The sequence below is a fragment of the Arthrobacter sp. Bi83 genome (assembly GCF_918698095.1).
Classification (GTDB): Bacteria; Actinomycetota; Actinomycetes; order Actinomycetales; family Micrococcaceae; genus Arthrobacter.
Window position 1 is genome coordinate 1 of the sequence record NZ_CAKKLY010000037.1, and the last position, 15,035, is coordinate 15,035.

12 protein-coding genes, 1 tRNA gene and 1 rRNA gene are annotated in these 15,035 nt (G+C 64.9%); 5 read left to right on the forward strand and 9 right to left on the reverse strand.

The features are described 5' to 3' along the window. Positions 1-9: 9 nt before the first annotated feature. Positions 10-126, forward strand: a 5S ribosomal RNA gene (gene rrf, locus LQ144_RS16270). A gap of 193 nt (positions 127-319) precedes the next feature. Beyond that, entirely contained in the window at positions 320-814 is a 495-nt protein-coding gene (locus LQ144_RS16275; RefSeq protein WP_230119742.1) for an SRPBCC domain-containing protein, read from the forward strand. Here LQ144_RS16275 and LQ144_RS16280 read toward each other — a convergent pair. Further along, on the reverse strand, positions 807-1,826 hold the full coding sequence (locus tag LQ144_RS16280; RefSeq protein WP_230119743.1) for a LacI family DNA-binding transcriptional regulator: 1,020 nt from the start codon (positions 1,824-1,826) through the stop codon (positions 807-809). The two genes, LQ144_RS16275 and LQ144_RS16280, sit on opposite strands and share 8 nt — an antisense overlap. A 4-nt stretch (positions 1,827-1,830) precedes the next feature. Beyond that, positions 1,831-3,576 carry a glycoside hydrolase family 13 protein gene (locus LQ144_RS16285; protein WP_230119744.1) on the reverse strand — a complete coding sequence of 582 codons (1,746 nt, stop codon included), beginning with the start codon at positions 3,574-3,576 and terminating at the stop codon, positions 1,831-1,833. Between the two features lie 203 nt (positions 3,577-3,779). Between LQ144_RS16285 and LQ144_RS16290 the strand changes: the two genes are divergently transcribed. Continuing rightward, a complete protein-coding gene (locus LQ144_RS16290) occupies positions 3,780-5,150 on the forward strand; it encodes an FAD-linked oxidase C-terminal domain-containing protein (RefSeq protein WP_230119745.1) in 1,371 nt (456 codons plus the stop codon). Positions 5,151-5,255: 105 nt separating this feature from the next. Here the strand turns inward: LQ144_RS16290 and LQ144_RS16295 are convergent, their stop codons facing one another. The 4 genes from LQ144_RS16295 to LQ144_RS16310 all read right to left on the reverse strand — a co-directional run bounded on the left by LQ144_RS16295 (position 5,256) and on the right by LQ144_RS16310 (position 10,464). Next, entirely contained in the window at positions 5,256-6,674 is a 1,419-nt protein-coding gene (locus LQ144_RS16295; RefSeq protein ID WP_230119746.1) for a DUF4032 domain-containing protein, read from the reverse strand. 158 nt (positions 6,675-6,832) lie between these two features. Continuing rightward, positions 6,833-7,915, reverse strand: coding sequence for a sn-glycerol-3-phosphate ABC transporter ATP-binding protein UgpC (gene ugpC / locus LQ144_RS16300; RefSeq protein ID WP_230119747.1), 1,083 nt, complete (start codon positions 7,913-7,915; stop codon positions 6,833-6,835). Between the two features lie 226 nt (positions 7,916-8,141). Then, on the reverse strand, positions 8,142-8,972 hold the full coding sequence (gene otsB, locus LQ144_RS16305) for a trehalose-phosphatase (RefSeq protein ID WP_230119748.1): 831 nt from the start codon (positions 8,970-8,972) through the stop codon (positions 8,142-8,144). Next, positions 8,962-10,464: a trehalose-6-phosphate synthase gene (locus LQ144_RS16310; protein WP_290369781.1), complete on the reverse strand. Its 1,503-nt coding sequence runs from the start codon at positions 10,462-10,464 to the stop codon at positions 8,962-8,964. Before LQ144_RS16310 ends, otsB begins: the two co-directional genes overlap by 11 nt. Before the next feature lie 179 nt (positions 10,465-10,643). Here LQ144_RS16310 and LQ144_RS16315 point away from each other — a divergent pair, with 179 nt between their 5' ends. Together LQ144_RS16315 and LQ144_RS16320 are read left to right on the forward strand one after the other, a co-directional pair. Further along, entirely contained in the window at positions 10,644-11,534 is an 891-nt protein-coding gene (locus LQ144_RS16315; protein ID WP_230119749.1) for a DsbA family protein, read from the forward strand. Positions 11,535-11,670: 136 nt separating this feature from the next. Beyond that, positions 11,671-11,744 (forward strand) — tRNA-Thr (locus LQ144_RS16320). 197 nt (positions 11,745-11,941) lie between these two features. On the opposite strand, the gene LQ144_RS16325 is transcribed toward LQ144_RS16320, so the two are convergent. Genes LQ144_RS16325 through LQ144_RS16335 form a run of 3 tightly spaced genes read right to left on the reverse strand, consistent with a single transcriptional unit; the run spans position 11,942 to position 14,966 of the window. After that, positions 11,942-13,579 (reverse strand): FAD-dependent oxidoreductase, encoded by a 1,638-nt coding sequence (locus tag LQ144_RS16325; RefSeq protein WP_230119750.1) that lies wholly within the window; start codon positions 13,577-13,579, stop codon positions 11,942-11,944. Beyond that, positions 13,576-14,709, reverse strand: coding sequence for an alcohol dehydrogenase catalytic domain-containing protein (locus LQ144_RS16330; protein WP_230119751.1), 1,134 nt, complete (start codon positions 14,707-14,709; stop codon positions 13,576-13,578). Before LQ144_RS16330 ends, LQ144_RS16325 begins: the two co-directional genes overlap by 4 nt. Then, the gene (locus tag LQ144_RS16335) at positions 14,649-14,966 is read right to left on the reverse strand and encodes a YciI family protein (RefSeq protein WP_230119752.1); all 318 of its coding nucleotides are present in this window, start codon (positions 14,964-14,966) and stop codon (positions 14,649-14,651) included. Before LQ144_RS16335 ends, LQ144_RS16330 begins: the two co-directional genes overlap by 61 nt. Positions 14,967-15,035: the final 69 nt, after the last annotated feature.

Below are 15,035 nucleotides of genomic sequence, written 5' to 3' on the forward strand. Positions count from 1 at the left end.
TACAAGGGTTACGGCGGTCATAGCGTGGGGGAAACGCCCGGTCCCATTCCGAACCCGGAAGCTAAGACCCACAGCGCCGATGGTACTGCACCCGGGAGGGTGTGGGAGAGTAGGTCACCGCCGGACACTATTTACGGCCAAGGCCCCGACAGCAAATGTCGGGGCCTTCGCTCTTTAACCCGAAAACCAACCACACCACCGCATGCACCGGCCCCTATTTTCGGCGAGCACAACCAGAGCCCGGCTCGGGCTTCGACGGGCTCAACCACCAGCCCGCACCAGCGATCCTGTCGGTCTCGAGGTTGTAGAGTTGGTGCCCATGGAAAACCTCTTCAGCCACGCTGCCGGCCCCGGCGCCAATCAGCCTGATCCCTCCATCGAATTGGATCCGGTGATCTGCACCGTGGTTGTGCCTGGACCTGTATCCCGGGCCTTCATGGGGTTTACGGACCATACGCATTTGTGGTGGCCCATGGAGGAGCACAGTGTCTTCGGTACGGGGTCGCACGTTGAGTTTGAGGAAAACCTCGTCCTTGAGACGGCGGACGATGGCAAGACCACTTCGTGGGGAACCATCGATGATTGGCAGCCGCCGTTGTCGTTCCACGCGTCCTGGTATCCGGGAACCACAGCGTTGTGGTCTACGGAGCTGAGGGTCGCGTTCAGAGCCGTGGATGGGGGCACCGAGGTGCGCCTGGTCCATGACGGCTGGGAGGGCGCGGAGGACCCGTCCGCGACCCGCGCCAGCTACGACAAGGGTTGGCCGGATGTCCTCGCAAGGTTTGCCCGCTTCATGGGCGTGCCAGCTAGCTGATCGATGGCGGTACGGCGGTACTCGACCGGATAACGAACTTCGTGGGGTACTCGGTATCGACTGCCGGCCGGCCGGCGCCGCCGTCGAGCCCCTCCAGCAAGAGGCGCACCGCCAGCGCCCCCTGGCCGCGGGGATCCTGGTCAATGGTGGTGAGACCGAAGAGTTCACCGAGCTCGTGCCCGTCCAAACCGATGACGGACAGATCTTCCGGGACCCTGAGGCCGAAGTCGCGGGCAGCGAGGATGGCGCCGATGGCCATTTCATCGGAAGCGGCGAAGACCGCGGTGGGACGCTCAGACGGGCTGCCGAGGAGCTGACGAGCCGTGGCGTAGCCGCCCTGGATGGTGAAATCAGCGGTGGCAATCCACTCCGGCCGGACGTCGTGCCCTGCATCCCGCATGGCCATTTCAAAACCTGCGAGCCGCGTGCGCGGGATCTTGAAGTCCTGTTCATAGACTGAATCTCCGGTCAGATGCGCGATCCTGGAGTGGCCCAGCCGGATGAGGTGGTTCACCGCCGCTTCGGACAGGCCGTGGTCGTCGATCCGGATGGTGGAGGCGCCCTGGAGCGGGCCGCCAATGCCCACGATGGGCCGGTGCACAGCCAGCATCTGCCCGATCTCCGACTCCGTCAGGGCCAGCGAAACGGCTATCACGGCGTCTACGCGCTGGCGGAGCAGGAAGTCCTTGAGGACGCTCTGCCGGCGCGCTGAGCCCTCACTGACGTTGTACAGCGTCAGGTCATAGCCGGCGTCCAGCAGCGCCGCAGAAACGCCCTCCACCACCGACGAGAAGTACCAGCGGTGGACGGAGGGGACCACGAGCCCGATGTTGTAATTGCGGCCGGAGGCCAGGCTCGAAGCCTGGTAAGACGGCACGAAACCGAGATCGGAAGCCGCCGCCTGGGCACGTTCGCGGCTCTTCGGCGACACGTTGCCCTTGCCGCTCAAGGCCCGCGAAACGGTGGCTATGGAGAGCCCGGCACGTTCCGCGACGTCCTTGATGCCGGCCATGTTGTTAGCTCTCCGTATCCTCTGCTGAAATCCTCAACCAAACGGTCTCTCCAGAGCCTAATCCATGCCAGCCCTCGGTTCCGTAGTCCCTGGCGGAGCTGCGCAGCAGCACTTCACCCGCAGGCAGTTCGAGGGCGTCTTGGCCGACATTCATGACCACCAGGATGTTGCCGTTGAGGAAACCCAACGAGGCGCCGGTGCACCACTCTTCGGCCCACGACAGTGAACCGCGGCCGAGGCCGAGTTCGCGGCGGACCGCCAGCATGCGCCGGTACAGGTTCAAGTGCGACGACGGGTCCCCGGCCTGGGCGTCCCGGGCCAGTTCGGCGAAGCTCGCCGGCTGCGGCAGCCAGGGGTCCTGGCCGGAACCAAAGCCGTGGTGCGGCTCGGAGGCACGCCACGGCAGCGGGACGCGGCAACCGTCGCGGCCCAGCCGGGCGCCTCCGGTCCGCGCGAACGTAGGATCCTGCCGCTGGTGGTCGGGGATGTCGATGCCGTCGGGAAGGCCAAGCTCCTCGCCCTGGTAGATGTAGGCACCGCCAGGCAGGCCCAGCATGAACAGGGTGGCAGCTGCGGCCCGGGTTCTGCCCAGGTCGTGATCCGGCTGGGGGTCCTGGGGCCCGATTCCGTCGCCTTCGCGCGGTGACGACCAGTAGTAGCCGAAGCGGGTGGCGTGCCGCACGACGTCGTGGTTGGACAGTACCCAGGTGCTGGGCGCGCCCACGGCGTCCAGCGACGTCAGAGACTCGGTGATGACGTGCCGCAGCCGGTGGATGTCCAAGCCGGCATGCAGGTAGGGGAAGTTGAACGCCTGATGCATCTCGTCCGGCCGGACCCACTCGGCCAGGCGGGACAACGGCTCTACATTGGCCTCGGCGCACAGGATGCGGTCGGGGCCGTACTCTTCAAGGATGCGGCGCCAGTTCCGGAAGATGTCGTGCAGGGCCGGCTGGCCGAACATGGGGGCTGCATGCCCCGGGAAGCCATCGATGCTGGTGCCGTCGGCGCGTCCGCCCCAAGCAGGAAGCCCGGGCGCCTTGACCAAGGCGTGGGCCACGTCCACGCGGAAGCCGGAGACGCCGCGGTCCAGCCAGAAGCGCAGCACGCGCTCAAACTCGTCGTGGACGGCCTGGTTGTCCCAGTTGAAATCAGGCTGGGAAGAGTCGAAGAGGTGCAGGTACCACTGCCCCGGTGTTCCGTCCGGCTCGGTGATCCGTGTCCAGGCCGGACCTCCAAAGTGCGACTCCCAGTTGTTGGGCGGCTCCTCGCCCGCGGGGCCTGTGCCGTCCCGGAAGATGAACATGTCCCTCTGCGGGGTGCCCGGCCCTGCGGCCAGCGCAGCCTGGAAATCGCGGTGCTGGTCAGAGCAGTGGTTGGGGACCAGGTCCACGATCACCCTGATGCCGAGCCGGTTGGCCTCGGACACCATTCCGTCGAAGTCGCCGAGCGAGCCGAACAGCGGGTCCACATCGCAGTAGTCACTGACGTCATAGCCTGCGTCGCGCTGGGGGGAGCGGTAAAAGGGTGAGAGCCACACCGCGTCGATGTCCAGTTCGGCCAGCTGCGGCAGTTCCGCCGTGATGCCGGCGAGGTCGCCGATCCCGTCGCCGTTCATGTCCCGGAAGGACCGCGGGTACACCTGGTAGATGACGGCCGATCGCCACCAGCCGTGGGCATTGTCAGCGGCGTGGACGGGTGTCAGGGAGCCGGCCAGCGGCGAAGGGGAATGCAGTAATGAGTCAACAGACATTGGGCAAGTTTAGAGGCAGCGCAGGTCGGAATGAAAGCGCTTCCAGTGCGTAGTAGGTTGACAGTTTCGGTAATACTCCCGTGTAGAAGCGTCAGGACCTTCACTGGATTGGAAGCGCTTGCATTCCGATAGGTGAGACGTAACTCACGGGACTGGGCGGACATCTAGACTGGGAGGCACGTGTGACGGAAACGGGAGACCCAATGAGCAGCATTGCTGACGAACTCACGTCAAACCTGGGGCCAGGAAAAGTAGTCCAGGACCCGGCCGTCCTGGCCGCCTACGCGGTGGACCAGGCGCCGGTGCTGGACTATCAGCAGCCGCTCGCTGTGGTCTTTGCGGAGTCGGTGGCGGACGTACAGGCAACCGTGAAGAGCTGCGCCGCGCACCTGGTTCCACTTGTGGCGCGGGGTGCCGGAACGGGGGTCTCCGGAGGAGCCCACGCCACCGAGGGGTCGGTCGTTCTGAGCCTCGAGCGGATGAACCGGATACTGGACCTGAACCCGGACGACGAGACCGCCGTCGTGGAACCGGGAGTGGTCAACGCAGACCTGAACGATGCTGCCGCCAGACACGGCCTGATGTTCGCGCCGGACCCGGCGAGTTTCAGGATGTCCACGATCGGCGGGAATGTAGCCACGAACGCCGGCGGGCTGCGTTGCGCCAAGTACGGAGTGACACGCGACTCTGTGCTGGCGCTGGATGTGGTGCTCGCCGACGGTTCGCTCATCCGCACCGGCCACCAGACCTTCAAGGGCGTGGCAGGCTACGACCTCACCGGGTTGTTCGTCGGATCGGAGGGGACGCTCGGGATCGTGGTGGGCGCAACAGTGCGGCTCAAGTACCTGCCGCGGGAGGTGCACACTATCGCAGCCTTCTACCCTGACTTTCGGCAGGCAGCCGCCGGCGTGCTAGCCGTGGGCAGGGCCCGCGTACAGCCGGCCATCATGGAACTGCTCGACGGCGGGTCGCTCACGCAGCTGGATGAGATCCACGGCTCGGACCTGGCGTCGAGGGGGGCCTCCCTCCTGCTGATCCAGACCGACGGCTTCGGGGCAGCGGCGGAGGCCGCCGTCGTGCGGGATGTGCTTGCCGCGGGCGGCGCGGTGGTGACCACCGAAGCCAGCGAGGAAGCCGAGCAGCTGGTGGAACTGCGGCGCAACAGCCGCGGCGTCGAAGTGGACGACCAGTACCGGGTGGGCGAGGACGTGGCAGTGCCCCGTTCGCGGCTGGTGGACTACGTGGCAGCTCTCGAATCGCTGGCTGAGGTCCACGAAGTGAAACTCAAGGTGGTGGCCCACGCCGGCGACGGGAACCTGCATCCCACGTTCTGGGTGGACCGCGTGAATGACCTTGTGGACGCTGATGCGATGCAACGCCTGAACAAGGCACTGGATGCGTCAATCGCGGTTGCACTGGACATGGGCGGCACCATCACGGGGGAGCATGGCATCGGGCAGTACAAGCTGCGCTGGCTGAGCCTGGAGCAGCCGGAACCCATCCGTGAACTGCAGCGACGGGTCAAAGAGCTCTTCGACCCCGCAGGCATACTGAACCCGGGCAAAGCGATTTAACGCAGCTGTGCCATAACAAGCAGTGGCACAACAAGCAGTGCCTCAATAAGCAGCGCCACAACCGGCCGTGCCACTGGCAGCGGCGCGTTGGCCGTGCGCTCAGGATCAGTCGTCTGAGTCCGGGTACTCGTCAACGGATTCTTCGTCGCCGTACCGGGACTCTTCAGTTTCCACTTCCAGGATCTTCAGGAGCCCGGTGTCGGGGTTGAGCATGATGGCTGCCTCATCCCGGCGGTGGCGCAGGATGGAATCGATGTAGGACTGCACCGCTTCGGCCAGCGGAATGTGGCGTTCCTGTTTTTCGGACATGTACCAGCGGTGCTCGAGCACTTCGTGCACGGCTTCGGCGGGTTCCAGTTTTCTTGAGAGGTCGCGGGGGATCGAGCGCACGATGGGTTCGAAGATCTGGCTCACCCAGAGGTGCGCGCTGTATTCCTCGTCCATCTCCGGATTGTTGTCCGCGCGGAACGAGTCCATGTCGTTCAGCAGGCGGCGGGCCTGGTTCTCCTGGGCATCCAGCCCGGTGAGGCGCAACAGGCGCCGCATATGGTGGCCGGCGTCCACGACCTTCGGCTGCAGCTGGATGGTGGAGCCGTTCTGGGTGGTCTTGATCGCGTATTCCTCGACGTCGAAGCCCAGCTCGTTGAGGCGCCGGATGCGGGCGCCCACCCGCCAGCGTTCGCCAAGTTCGAACGATTCCTTTTCGGTCAGCTCCATCCAGAGGCGGCGGTAGCTTTCCATGATGAGCTCGCTCGTGGCCACCGGGTCCACCTTCTCCTCGATCAGGCCGCCGTCGAGGAGGTCCATGAGCTCGCCGGCGATGTTCACGCGGGCAATCTCCAGGTCATACTCCCGTTGGCCGGTGGAGAGGTCCGGATAGAGTTCGCCGGTTTCCGCGTCCACGAGGTACGCGGCAAAGGCGCCGGCATCCCGGCGGAACAGGGTGTTGGAAAGCGAGACGTCGCCCCAGTAGAAGCCGATGAGGTGCAGCCGAACCATCAGCAGGGCCTGCGCGTCGATGAGCCGGGTCAGGGTGTCCTTGCGCAGCATCTGGGAGAAGAGAGCGCGGTACGGCATGGAGAACTTGAGGTGGCGTGTGACGAGTACAGGGTTAAGGGGCCTGCCGTCCGGGGTGGTGCGGCCGGTGATGACGGCGACGGGTTCCACACAAGGGACATCCAGCCGGGCCAGCTTCCGGAGCATGTGGTACTCGTGGCGGGCAACGTGTTCGGAGGTTTCCTTGATGGCGATGACGGACCCGCCCAGGTGTGCGAAGCGCACGATGTGCCGCGAGATGCCGCGGGGGAGGGCGGCCAGGTTCTCGGTCGGCCAGTCTTCGAGCGCAATGTGCCACGGCAGGTCCAGCAGTTCCGGATCCGCGGCGGCCGCAGTGATATTCAGGGAACTGGAGACCAAGGACGCTTTTTCATCGTTCGCACTGGCGGCTTCGAACCGCGGCAGCTTGCCGATCTGCCCGTAGTCGGTGGGTTCGTCATGCCACTGGGCGCTGTATTCCTCGGTCATGGCTCAATTCTTCCGTACGTAGGGTCGGCGTGCCTAAACAGAGTCAGGGTGCCGGTGCTTAACGCCCGACGGCGGCCCTTCCGGTTGGGAGGGCCGCCGTCGGTTGCTTATTCCGGAGATGCTCTGGCGGTTTCGACAGGCTCAACCGCCGGTGGGGACTAGTCGCCCAGGCGCAGGCCGGTCTTGGTGTCGAACAGGTGTACGTGTCCGGACTGCGGGCGAACGTAGATGGACTCACCCTTCATCGGGGGCCGGCGGCCGTCGACACGGGCCACGATGTCGTGGCTCTTGCCGTCCAGCGTGGTGTGACCGTAGACGTAGGCATCGGCGCCGAGTTCTTCGACGACGTCAACCTCAACCTGAAGACCTTCACCTGCAGCGACCTGCTCGAGGTCCTCGGGGCGTGAACCCAGGGTGACAGTGGCGCCGTGTGCCTCTTCGAGGACATCGCGGGGAACCGGGTAGACGGTTCCGCCGAACTGGACGCCGCCGTCGACGACGGGGAGTTCCAGCAGGTTCATGGCGGGGGAGCCGATGAAGCCGGCAACGAAGACGTTCTTGGGCTTGTCGTAGAGGTTGCGCGGGGTGTCCACCTGCATCAGCAGGCCGTCTTTGAGCACGGCGACGCGGTCGCCCATGGTCATAGCTTCCACCTGGTCGTGGGTCACGTACACGGTGGTGACGCCCAGTCGGCGCGTCAGGGACGCAATCTGGGTGCGGGTCTGGACACGGAGCTTGGCGTCCAGGTTGGACAGCGGCTCATCCATGAGGAAGACCTGCGGGTTACGGACGATAGCACGGCCCATGGCAACACGCTGGCGCTGACCGCCGGAAAGGGCCTTCGGCTTGCGGTCCAGGTACGGCTCGAGGTCCAGGAGCTTGGCAGCTTCGCGGACGCGCTCGGCGCGCTCTTCCTTGCTGACGCCTGCGATCTTCAGAGCGAAGCCCATGTTGTCCGCCACGGTCATGTGGGGGTACAGGGCGTAGTTCTGGAAAACCATCGCGATGTCGCGGTCCTTCGGCGGAACGTCGGTGACATCGCGGTCGCCAATGAGGATACGGCCGGCGTTCACATCTTCGAGGCCTGCGAGCATTCGCAGGGAAGTGGACTTGCCGCAGCCGGAGGGTCCTACGAGGACCAGAAATTCGCCATCAGCGATTTCGATGTTGAGCTTGTCAACAGCGGGCTTCTCTGTGCCCGGGTACAGACGCGTAGCGTTATCAAAAGTAACTGTAGCCACAGTTATCAATCCCTTCACCGGCAGGTACGTGCCGGACGATCCGTAGTGAATGGTTCATGTAATTCAGTTATGTACTGCTTTATGTACTCCCCGGCCTAAGCCGAGGAGTATAGCGTGACGCCGCACGGTTCCTGTGCGCCACATCACATAGAGAGTATGTCAGATTTATCCCGAATGGTTGCAAATGTTACGGAGCTCACACGTGAGATGCCACACGCGGGCCGGATCAGGATGGCACTTCCACGGTCTTGCGCCGCTCCCGCAGCAGGGCTTCCAGCAGTTCGGCGACGTGCACGGGCGCCTCGACGCGGAACTGGGCCTGTGTGAAATCGAGGCCCACTTTGACACCCACGTCACCCGGCGTGAGGCGTCCGAAGGCGTCTTCGTCAGTGGTGTCGTCGCCGGCGAATATCACGGCCGTGGCGCCTGAGGCCTGCCTGAGGAAGTCGACGCCCTCGCCCTTCGAGGCGTGGACCACTGACGTTTCAAGAACCCTCTTTCCGTTCTTGAGATAAAGTCCCTTGCGCTCCTTTAGTGCCGCGCGGGCGGCGGAAACCGCGTCTTCGGCCACGTCATCCGCGGCCAGTCTCGTGTGGAGGACGACGCCCGCGGGCTTGTCCTCCAGGAGTGTGCCGGGGGCGAGCTCCACGATGCCTTCCAGAATGCTGCGGACCTCAGCCAGGAGTTCCCGCTGTTCGGGCTCCAGGGTGAGGGGCGCCGAACCCGGGCCGAGCCAGGCCTCGGCTCCGTGGCTGCCGATCAGCAGAGTCTCTTCGGGGGGTGAGGCGACCGCCCGCAGGCTGTCGAGGGCCCTCCCCGAGATGAGTGCCGTCGTCGTGCGCGGAAGGACAGCGAGCTCCGCGAAGGCGGCCGCGGAACGGGGCAGCGGGCGCGCGTCGCCCGCGTGGTCCACGAGCGGCGAGATGGTGCCGTCGAAGTCCATGGCGACCAGCAGGTGTTCAGTGCCGGCGATGCGCCGGACGGCCTCCAGCAGCTCCGGCGGGAGCGTCAGCGGGGTGCTTTCACGGGCGCGGGCGGGGTCTGCCTCAGGAGTCATCGCGGACCACCTTTTCGTTAAGGGCGTGCAGGAACTCGGCGGACCAATGGTCGACGTCGTGGTCGAGGATCTGTTTGCGCATGGAACGCATGCGGCGGGCCGATTCTTTGGGAGACATCCCTACGGCCCGCATGACAGTGTCCTTGAGCCCGTCGATGTCGTGCGGGTTCATAAGCAGCGCCTGCTTGAGCTGGTCTGCTGCGCCCGCGAATTCGCTGAGGACCAGCGCGCCGTCGTTGTTGGTCCGCGCAGTGACATATTCCTTGGCCACGAGATTCATGCCGTCGCGCAAGGCCGTGACCAGCATGACGTCCGCTGCCAGATAGAGCGCCACCATCTCTTCAATGGGGTAGCTGTGGTGCAGGTAGCGCACGGCCGTGTTCTCGATGGTGTCGTAGGTTCCGTTGATGTGGCCCACGGTGCCCTCCACCTCTTCGCGCAGCAGGCGGTACTGCTCCACGCGCTCGCGGCTCGGGCTGGCCACCTGGATCAGCGTTGCATCGCCAACGTTGAGCTTTCCCTCCTTGAGTAGCTCTTCGTAGGCTTTGAGCCGGTGCCGGATGCCCTTGGTGTAGTCGAGGCGGTCGACCCCCAGCAGGATGGTCTTGGGATTGCCGAGGTCCTGGCGGATCTGGCGCGACCGTTCAATGATTTCCGGTTTTCTTGCCAGTTCCGTGATCTGCCGGACGTCGATCGAGATGGGGAAGGCCTGGGCGCGGGCGATATGGGTGATGCCGCCGTCGGCGCCCTTGACGTGGACCTGCTGCTGCTTGACGCTGGCGCCGAGGAACCGGCGGGCCGAGCGCATGAAGTTGCCGGCGTCGCTGCTGCGCTGGAAGCCCACGAGGTCGGCGCCCAGCAGCCCATCGATGATGGCGTGGCGCCAGGGGAGCTGGGCGAAGATCTCGGGCGGGGGGAAGGGGATGTGGTTGAAGAATCCGATCCGCAGGTCGGGCCGGGCCTCGCGCAGCATCCGCGGCACGAGCTGGAGCTGGTAATCCTGGACCCACACTGTTGCGCCGTGGTCGGCATGGCGCACGACGGCGTCGGCGAACCTTCTGTTGACCTTCCGGTAAGACTCCCACCAGGTTCTGTGAAACTCCGGCGGGGCGATGACATCGTGGTAAAGCGGCCAGAGGGTGGCGTTGGAGAAGCCCTCGTAATACAGCTCAACGTCATCGTTGCTCAGCTGGACCGGGACCAGGTCCATGCCGCCGTGGCTGAACGGCTTGACCGTTTCGTCGGGGGCGCCGTGCCAGCCGACCCACGCGCCGTCGGTCTTGGTCATCATCGGAGCGAGCGCGGTCACCAGGCCGCCGGGCGAACGGCGCCAGCCGGAGCCGTCGTCTCCGTGCTCTCCCGGGGCGCAGCGGTCCACTGGCAGGCGGTTGGACACCACCATGAAGTCGTACGTTGTGGCGTGGGAGCTGTCTGCAGACGTAGCCCCGCCGTCCGTTCCCGTATTCGGTTTGTCGCTGTCAGGTCCTTGCATTGCGCCCCCTGGGGTTGCTTGTGGCTCTAAGCCAACCCTAACGGGCCGGAATCTTCCGGGCTATTCGTCCGTTGGGCAGGCTGAAGGAATACTTGAAAGCGCAAGCTCCGGGGTTTCCCCCTAAAATGGGAGAGTTGCCCCTGGGTGGTCCGCACCTGTCCGATCGACACGAGGAACTAATGAGCCCCGCAAACGAACCCCGCATGTCCAAAGCAGAACGCACGGCAGAGGCCCGCGAGAAAGCCCGCCAGATCCGTGAAGAGCAGCTGAAGAAGGACAAGCGGAACAAGTTGCTCATCGGATGGGGCATCGTTGTTGTGGTGGTCGCCATCCTTGCAGTCGTGGCGATCATCGTCAGCTCAAGCCTCCGGAGTAATGCGCCCGTAGCGGACCAGGGCCCTACGCCGGCCAACGGAAACGCCCATGGCGGCATCACCCTGCTCAAGGGCTCCGAGGTCGCCAAGTCCGATCCCGCGACCGTGAACATCACGGACCTTCCGGAAGCCCCCGCATCGGCTCCCGCCACGGTCAAGGCCCCCGGAGCCGAGGCTGAGGCCGGCAAGCCGGTGAAGGTGGTGCTCTACATCGACTTCATCTGCCCCGTCTGCAAGAACTTCGAAGCAACGTACAACGAGACCCTCACGAAGCTTCGCGACGAAGGCAAGATCACCGTGGAATACCGCGCCATGGGGTTCCTGGACAGCCGGTCCACCACCAACTACTCCTCCCGTGCAGCGAACGCCGCGGCCTGTGTTGTCAACGAGTCCCCGGAGAAGTACTCGGACTACGTCAACGCCCTGTTCGACAAGCAGCCTGCCGAGGGCAGCGCGGGGCTGTCCGACGATGAGCTGAAGAAGATGGCCACCGAAGTGGGCGCGAAGAGCATCGACAAGTGCGTCGAAGAGAAGACCTACCGCCCCTGGGTGAAGTACACCACCCAGGAAGCCGCGGTCCTGGGCGTCACCGGCACCCCCACCGTCCTGGTGGACGGCAAGCAGTGGGGCAAGGGAGACAGCGCCCAGACAGAATTCCCGGCCTTCGTCGACGCAGCCATCAAGGCCAAGGCCTAGCCCGCGCCAGCCAGGCTTTACGGCGGTGGCCCGTTCCCGGATTCTTCCGGGAAGCGGGCCACCGCCGTTTTTACCTGCGGGCAGTCCGTGGGCTAACCTTGTCTAGCGCCGTTGTGGCGCACGCCCTGACGGGCGCGCCTCCTTAGCTCAGTTGGCCAGAGCACCGCTCTTGTAAAGCGGGGGTCGTCGGTTCGAATCCGACAGGAGGCTCTCATTGTGGCTTTGCGGCTTTCGTTCCGTAGGCGGCCCGGCGCGGGAGGATTACAGCCTTCACTCGGAGGGATCCCCGGTTCGAATCCTTCGGGGGATTGAACGTGGCGCTTACCTTCGCTTTTAGTCCGGAGCGTGTCGTTTAGTGATCTAAGCGCCCCATGGGGGCAGTTACCGTCGGGCGTTTCGTCACCTTTTCAGCTTGTCGGCGACAGCCGGGCCGCCAGATCCTCGCCAACCGCGAAGGCCCGAGTGATCGCCGAGCCGAGGGTGGCGCCGCCGCCCGGGTAGTTGTTGCGGAAGACGCCGGCCGAGACGTTGCCGGCGGCGTAGAGTCCCGGGATGGGTTGCTGGCGGCGATCCAGCACGCGGCCGTTGAAGTCCGTGGCCAGCCCGCCCGAGGTCCCCAGTACGCCGGCGTGGATGGGAACGGCGTAGAACGGTCCTGCAGCCAGCGGTGCCAGGCAGGGGTTTGGCGTGTTTCCGGCGTCACCGAGGAACCGGTCCTGCGGTGTTGCGCCCCGCCCGAACTCCGTGTCCATGCCAAGGGCCGCATCCGCGTTGAACTTTGTGACGGTCGAAACCAGCCCGGCCGGGTTGATGCCCGCCTCCGAAGCCAAGAGCTCGACACTAGGAGCGGACGCCATCCACTCAGCGGGCTTACCCGGCGTCGACCCCGCCACCGGGTACTTGGCCAGGTAATGGGAGTCGAAAACCAGCCACGCGGGACTGTTCTGTTGCCTGCCGGTGTGCGGGTTGATGGAGGCGAAGACCCTGCTGGCATCGTGATAGTTAAGGGCCTCGTTCACGAAGCGCTTCCCGTCGCTGTTCACCGTGATCGAGCCGGGCAGCGTCATTTCGACGTTGCCCATCCGGCCGGACCGCTGCCCGTCGTACTGATGGGCCGCCGTCGAAATCACCGGAACGCCCCACACGGCTGACATGTCCTCCACAGCCGCGCCGGCCTTCAGCCCGAGCTCCAAACCGTCGCCCTCGTTCGACGGCGCACTGATCGGCGTCACCGGGAAAGGCAGGAAAGCGTTGCGGAGCCTCGAATTCCATTCGAACCCGCCGGAGGCCAGTACGACGGCGGTCGCGGCCACGTGCGCGCCGGCCGCGGCACCGCCAAGGCTCACCTTCCATCCGGCATCGGCGGGCTGCAGCTCCTGCACGGGAGTAGATACCGCGATCTGCACATCGCGGTCCAGGGTGCTCGCAAGCAGGCTCCCGACCAGCGCTCCTCCCATGGTCCGTATCCCGGTGGAAGCCCGATGCTCCAGGAGCGACGGGTCTGCGGCGCGGCCGTTGAGTTCGTCCCGCTCGGTCATGGTGAGCAGCGGGAAGTAGGAGGACTGCCGGATCAGTTCCGACAACCCCGGGTAGTCCTGGGGATCGAAAGCGTTGTTGTCCAAGCCCCGGCCGCCGTTCGCGGAACCTTTCCACTCCATGTGATAGTCCGGGCGGGCGATCGGAGTCATGGACACTTTGGTGTTGCGGTTGAGGTAGTCCACGGCCCGGGGCGCAATGCCCACGTACCAGTCGATTTCCTCAGCCGCCATCACGTGGCCGGCCGCCTCTGAAAGGTAGGCAACGCCGTCGGCATGGCTGTCCTGGTACCCCGCGGCTTTGGCGAGGTGGTTGTTCGGCGCCCACATCACGCCGCCACCGGCGGCTGTCGTCCCGCCCAGAAGGGCGGCCTTTTCGACGACAAGGACGCTCAGGCCGGCATCGGCGGCGCGGACCGCAGCAACCAGACCTGCGGCCCCGCTGCCGATAACCACGACGTCGTACTCGCTGGCGAGCTTTTCGGGTCGAGTGAGGATTGAGGTACTCATGTGACGCTTCCTGCGGGCATCTGGATGAGGATCTTGCCGATCTTCTCCGTGCGCCCCTGCATCAGTCGGAACGCCTGTTGAAGGTCTGCGAACGCGAAGCGGTGGGTCATGAGAGCCCGGGCCTGTTCCGGGTGGCGTGCCAGCAATGCCAGTCCGTCCGGGATGAGGTTCAGGCTCATGCGGCTTCCCATCAAGTCCAGTTCCTTATAGGGGATGTCTTTCATGGAGACGGAGGCTTGGCGCGGGGAGATGCCGACTTGGACGATCCTCCCGGCGCTGGCAACAAGCCTGATGGCGTTCTCAAGGGAGGACGGCACGCCCGTGGCTTCGATGACCAGCTGCGGACCGTAGCCGCCAGTCAGCGCGTCCAGCCGAGGCACCTGTTCGGCGTCAGGGAAATCGCCGCCTGGCGTCACCAGCAAGGTGTCGGCAGCTCCGAATTGGACGGCGAGATCCAAGCGGTGCTGCTCCCTATCGGCGCATACCACGTGGACGCCCAACTCCGTCAGGTAAAGCGTGGCGAGCAGTCCGATGGGTCCACTTCCCAGCACCAGCGCAACTTCACCGGCAACGGGCCGGCCGCGGTTGACTGCCTGGATGGCGATGGATGTGGGCTCTCCCATGGCGGCGATGTCCAGGGGCAGTTCGTCGGGCACGGGACACAGTTTGTCCAGCGGAACTGTTATCAGCTCCACGAGTGCTCCGTCCGAGTAGCAACCGAGGCAGCCGACGTTTTGGCAGACGTTGTACCTGCCCGTGAGGCAGGGTTGGCATGCACCGCAGTAGATCATGGGGTTGACGGCAACCCTGTCGCCTATATTGATGCGGGCTTCGCCGGGGGCTACGGCTTGGTTTGGGCCTATGGCCTCGACGATGCCGGAGAACTCGTGGCCTTGGATGATGGGCAGCTCTGTGGGGTAGTCGTCCTCCCAAATGTGGAGGTCGGTGCCGCAAAGCGTGACGTTGTGGATCCGGACCAGGGCGTGCCCTGATTCGAGGGCGGGTTCAGCTGATTCCTGGAAGTCGATGATCTCTTTCGAAGCCGTGAGCGCGGACAGCATCCCGGGCCTCAGTTCTGCACTGTGTTCAAGGCGGTCCGGCCAGCGTCGACGCCAAAGAAGATGTTCCACTGGCGCACTGTGCGTTCCTCGATGAGGCCTGCCTGCTGGAACGGGTCCTGGTCCATGAGCGACTCGACATCCGCCTTGGAATCCCCGGCGATGATCAGCAGGGCGCCGGGAGCTTCCTCGGAGCCGAAGGGGCCGCTCTTGAGGAGCCGGCCGGTCTCGAATTGGGCCTTAAGAAATTCGACGTGCCCGGGCCGGGCCACGTCCCGCTCGGCGGAACTGGAGTAGGAGTACGCGTAGGTGACGGCGAAAGTGGGCATGGAGTTGTCCTCTTCATTGAGTGGGTGGTTGGGCTTTCCTCAATGCTGGGCAACGAATTAGGACTTGTC

Excerpts from the sequence above, each read along its gene's own strand:
- LQ144_RS16335 (WP_230119752.1), bottom strand. The coding sequence starts at position 14,966 with ATGCCCACTTTCGCCGTCACCTACGCGTACTCCTACTCCAGTTCCGCC.
- LQ144_RS16310 (WP_290369781.1), bottom strand. The coding sequence starts at position 10,464 with ATGCAAGGACCTGACAGCGACAAACCGAATACGGGAACGGACGGCGGG.
- LQ144_RS16315 (WP_230119749.1), top strand. The coding sequence starts at position 10,644 with ATGAGCCCCGCAAACGAACCCCGCATGTCCAAAGCAGAACGCACGGCA.
- LQ144_RS16280 (WP_230119743.1), bottom strand. The coding sequence starts at position 1,826 with ATGGCCGGCATCAAGGACGTCGCGGAACGTGCCGGGCTCTCCATAGCC.
- LQ144_RS16295 (WP_230119746.1), bottom strand. The coding sequence starts at position 6,674 with ATGACCGAGGAATACAGCGCCCAGTGGCATGACGAACCCACCGACTAC.
- LQ144_RS16275 (WP_230119742.1), top strand. The coding sequence starts at position 320 with ATGGAAAACCTCTTCAGCCACGCTGCCGGCCCCGGCGCCAATCAGCCT.
- LQ144_RS16325 (WP_230119750.1), bottom strand. The coding sequence starts at position 13,579 with ATGAGTACCTCAATCCTCACTCGACCCGAAAAGCTCGCCAGCGAGTAC.
- otsB (WP_230119748.1), bottom strand. The coding sequence starts at position 8,972 with ATGACTCCTGAGGCAGACCCCGCCCGCGCCCGTGAAAGCACCCCGCTG.
- LQ144_RS16290 (WP_230119745.1), top strand. The coding sequence starts at position 3,780 with ATGAGCAGCATTGCTGACGAACTCACGTCAAACCTGGGGCCAGGAAAA.
- LQ144_RS16285 (WP_230119744.1), bottom strand. The coding sequence starts at position 3,576 with ATGTCTGTTGACTCATTACTGCATTCCCCTTCGCCGCTGGCCGGCTCC.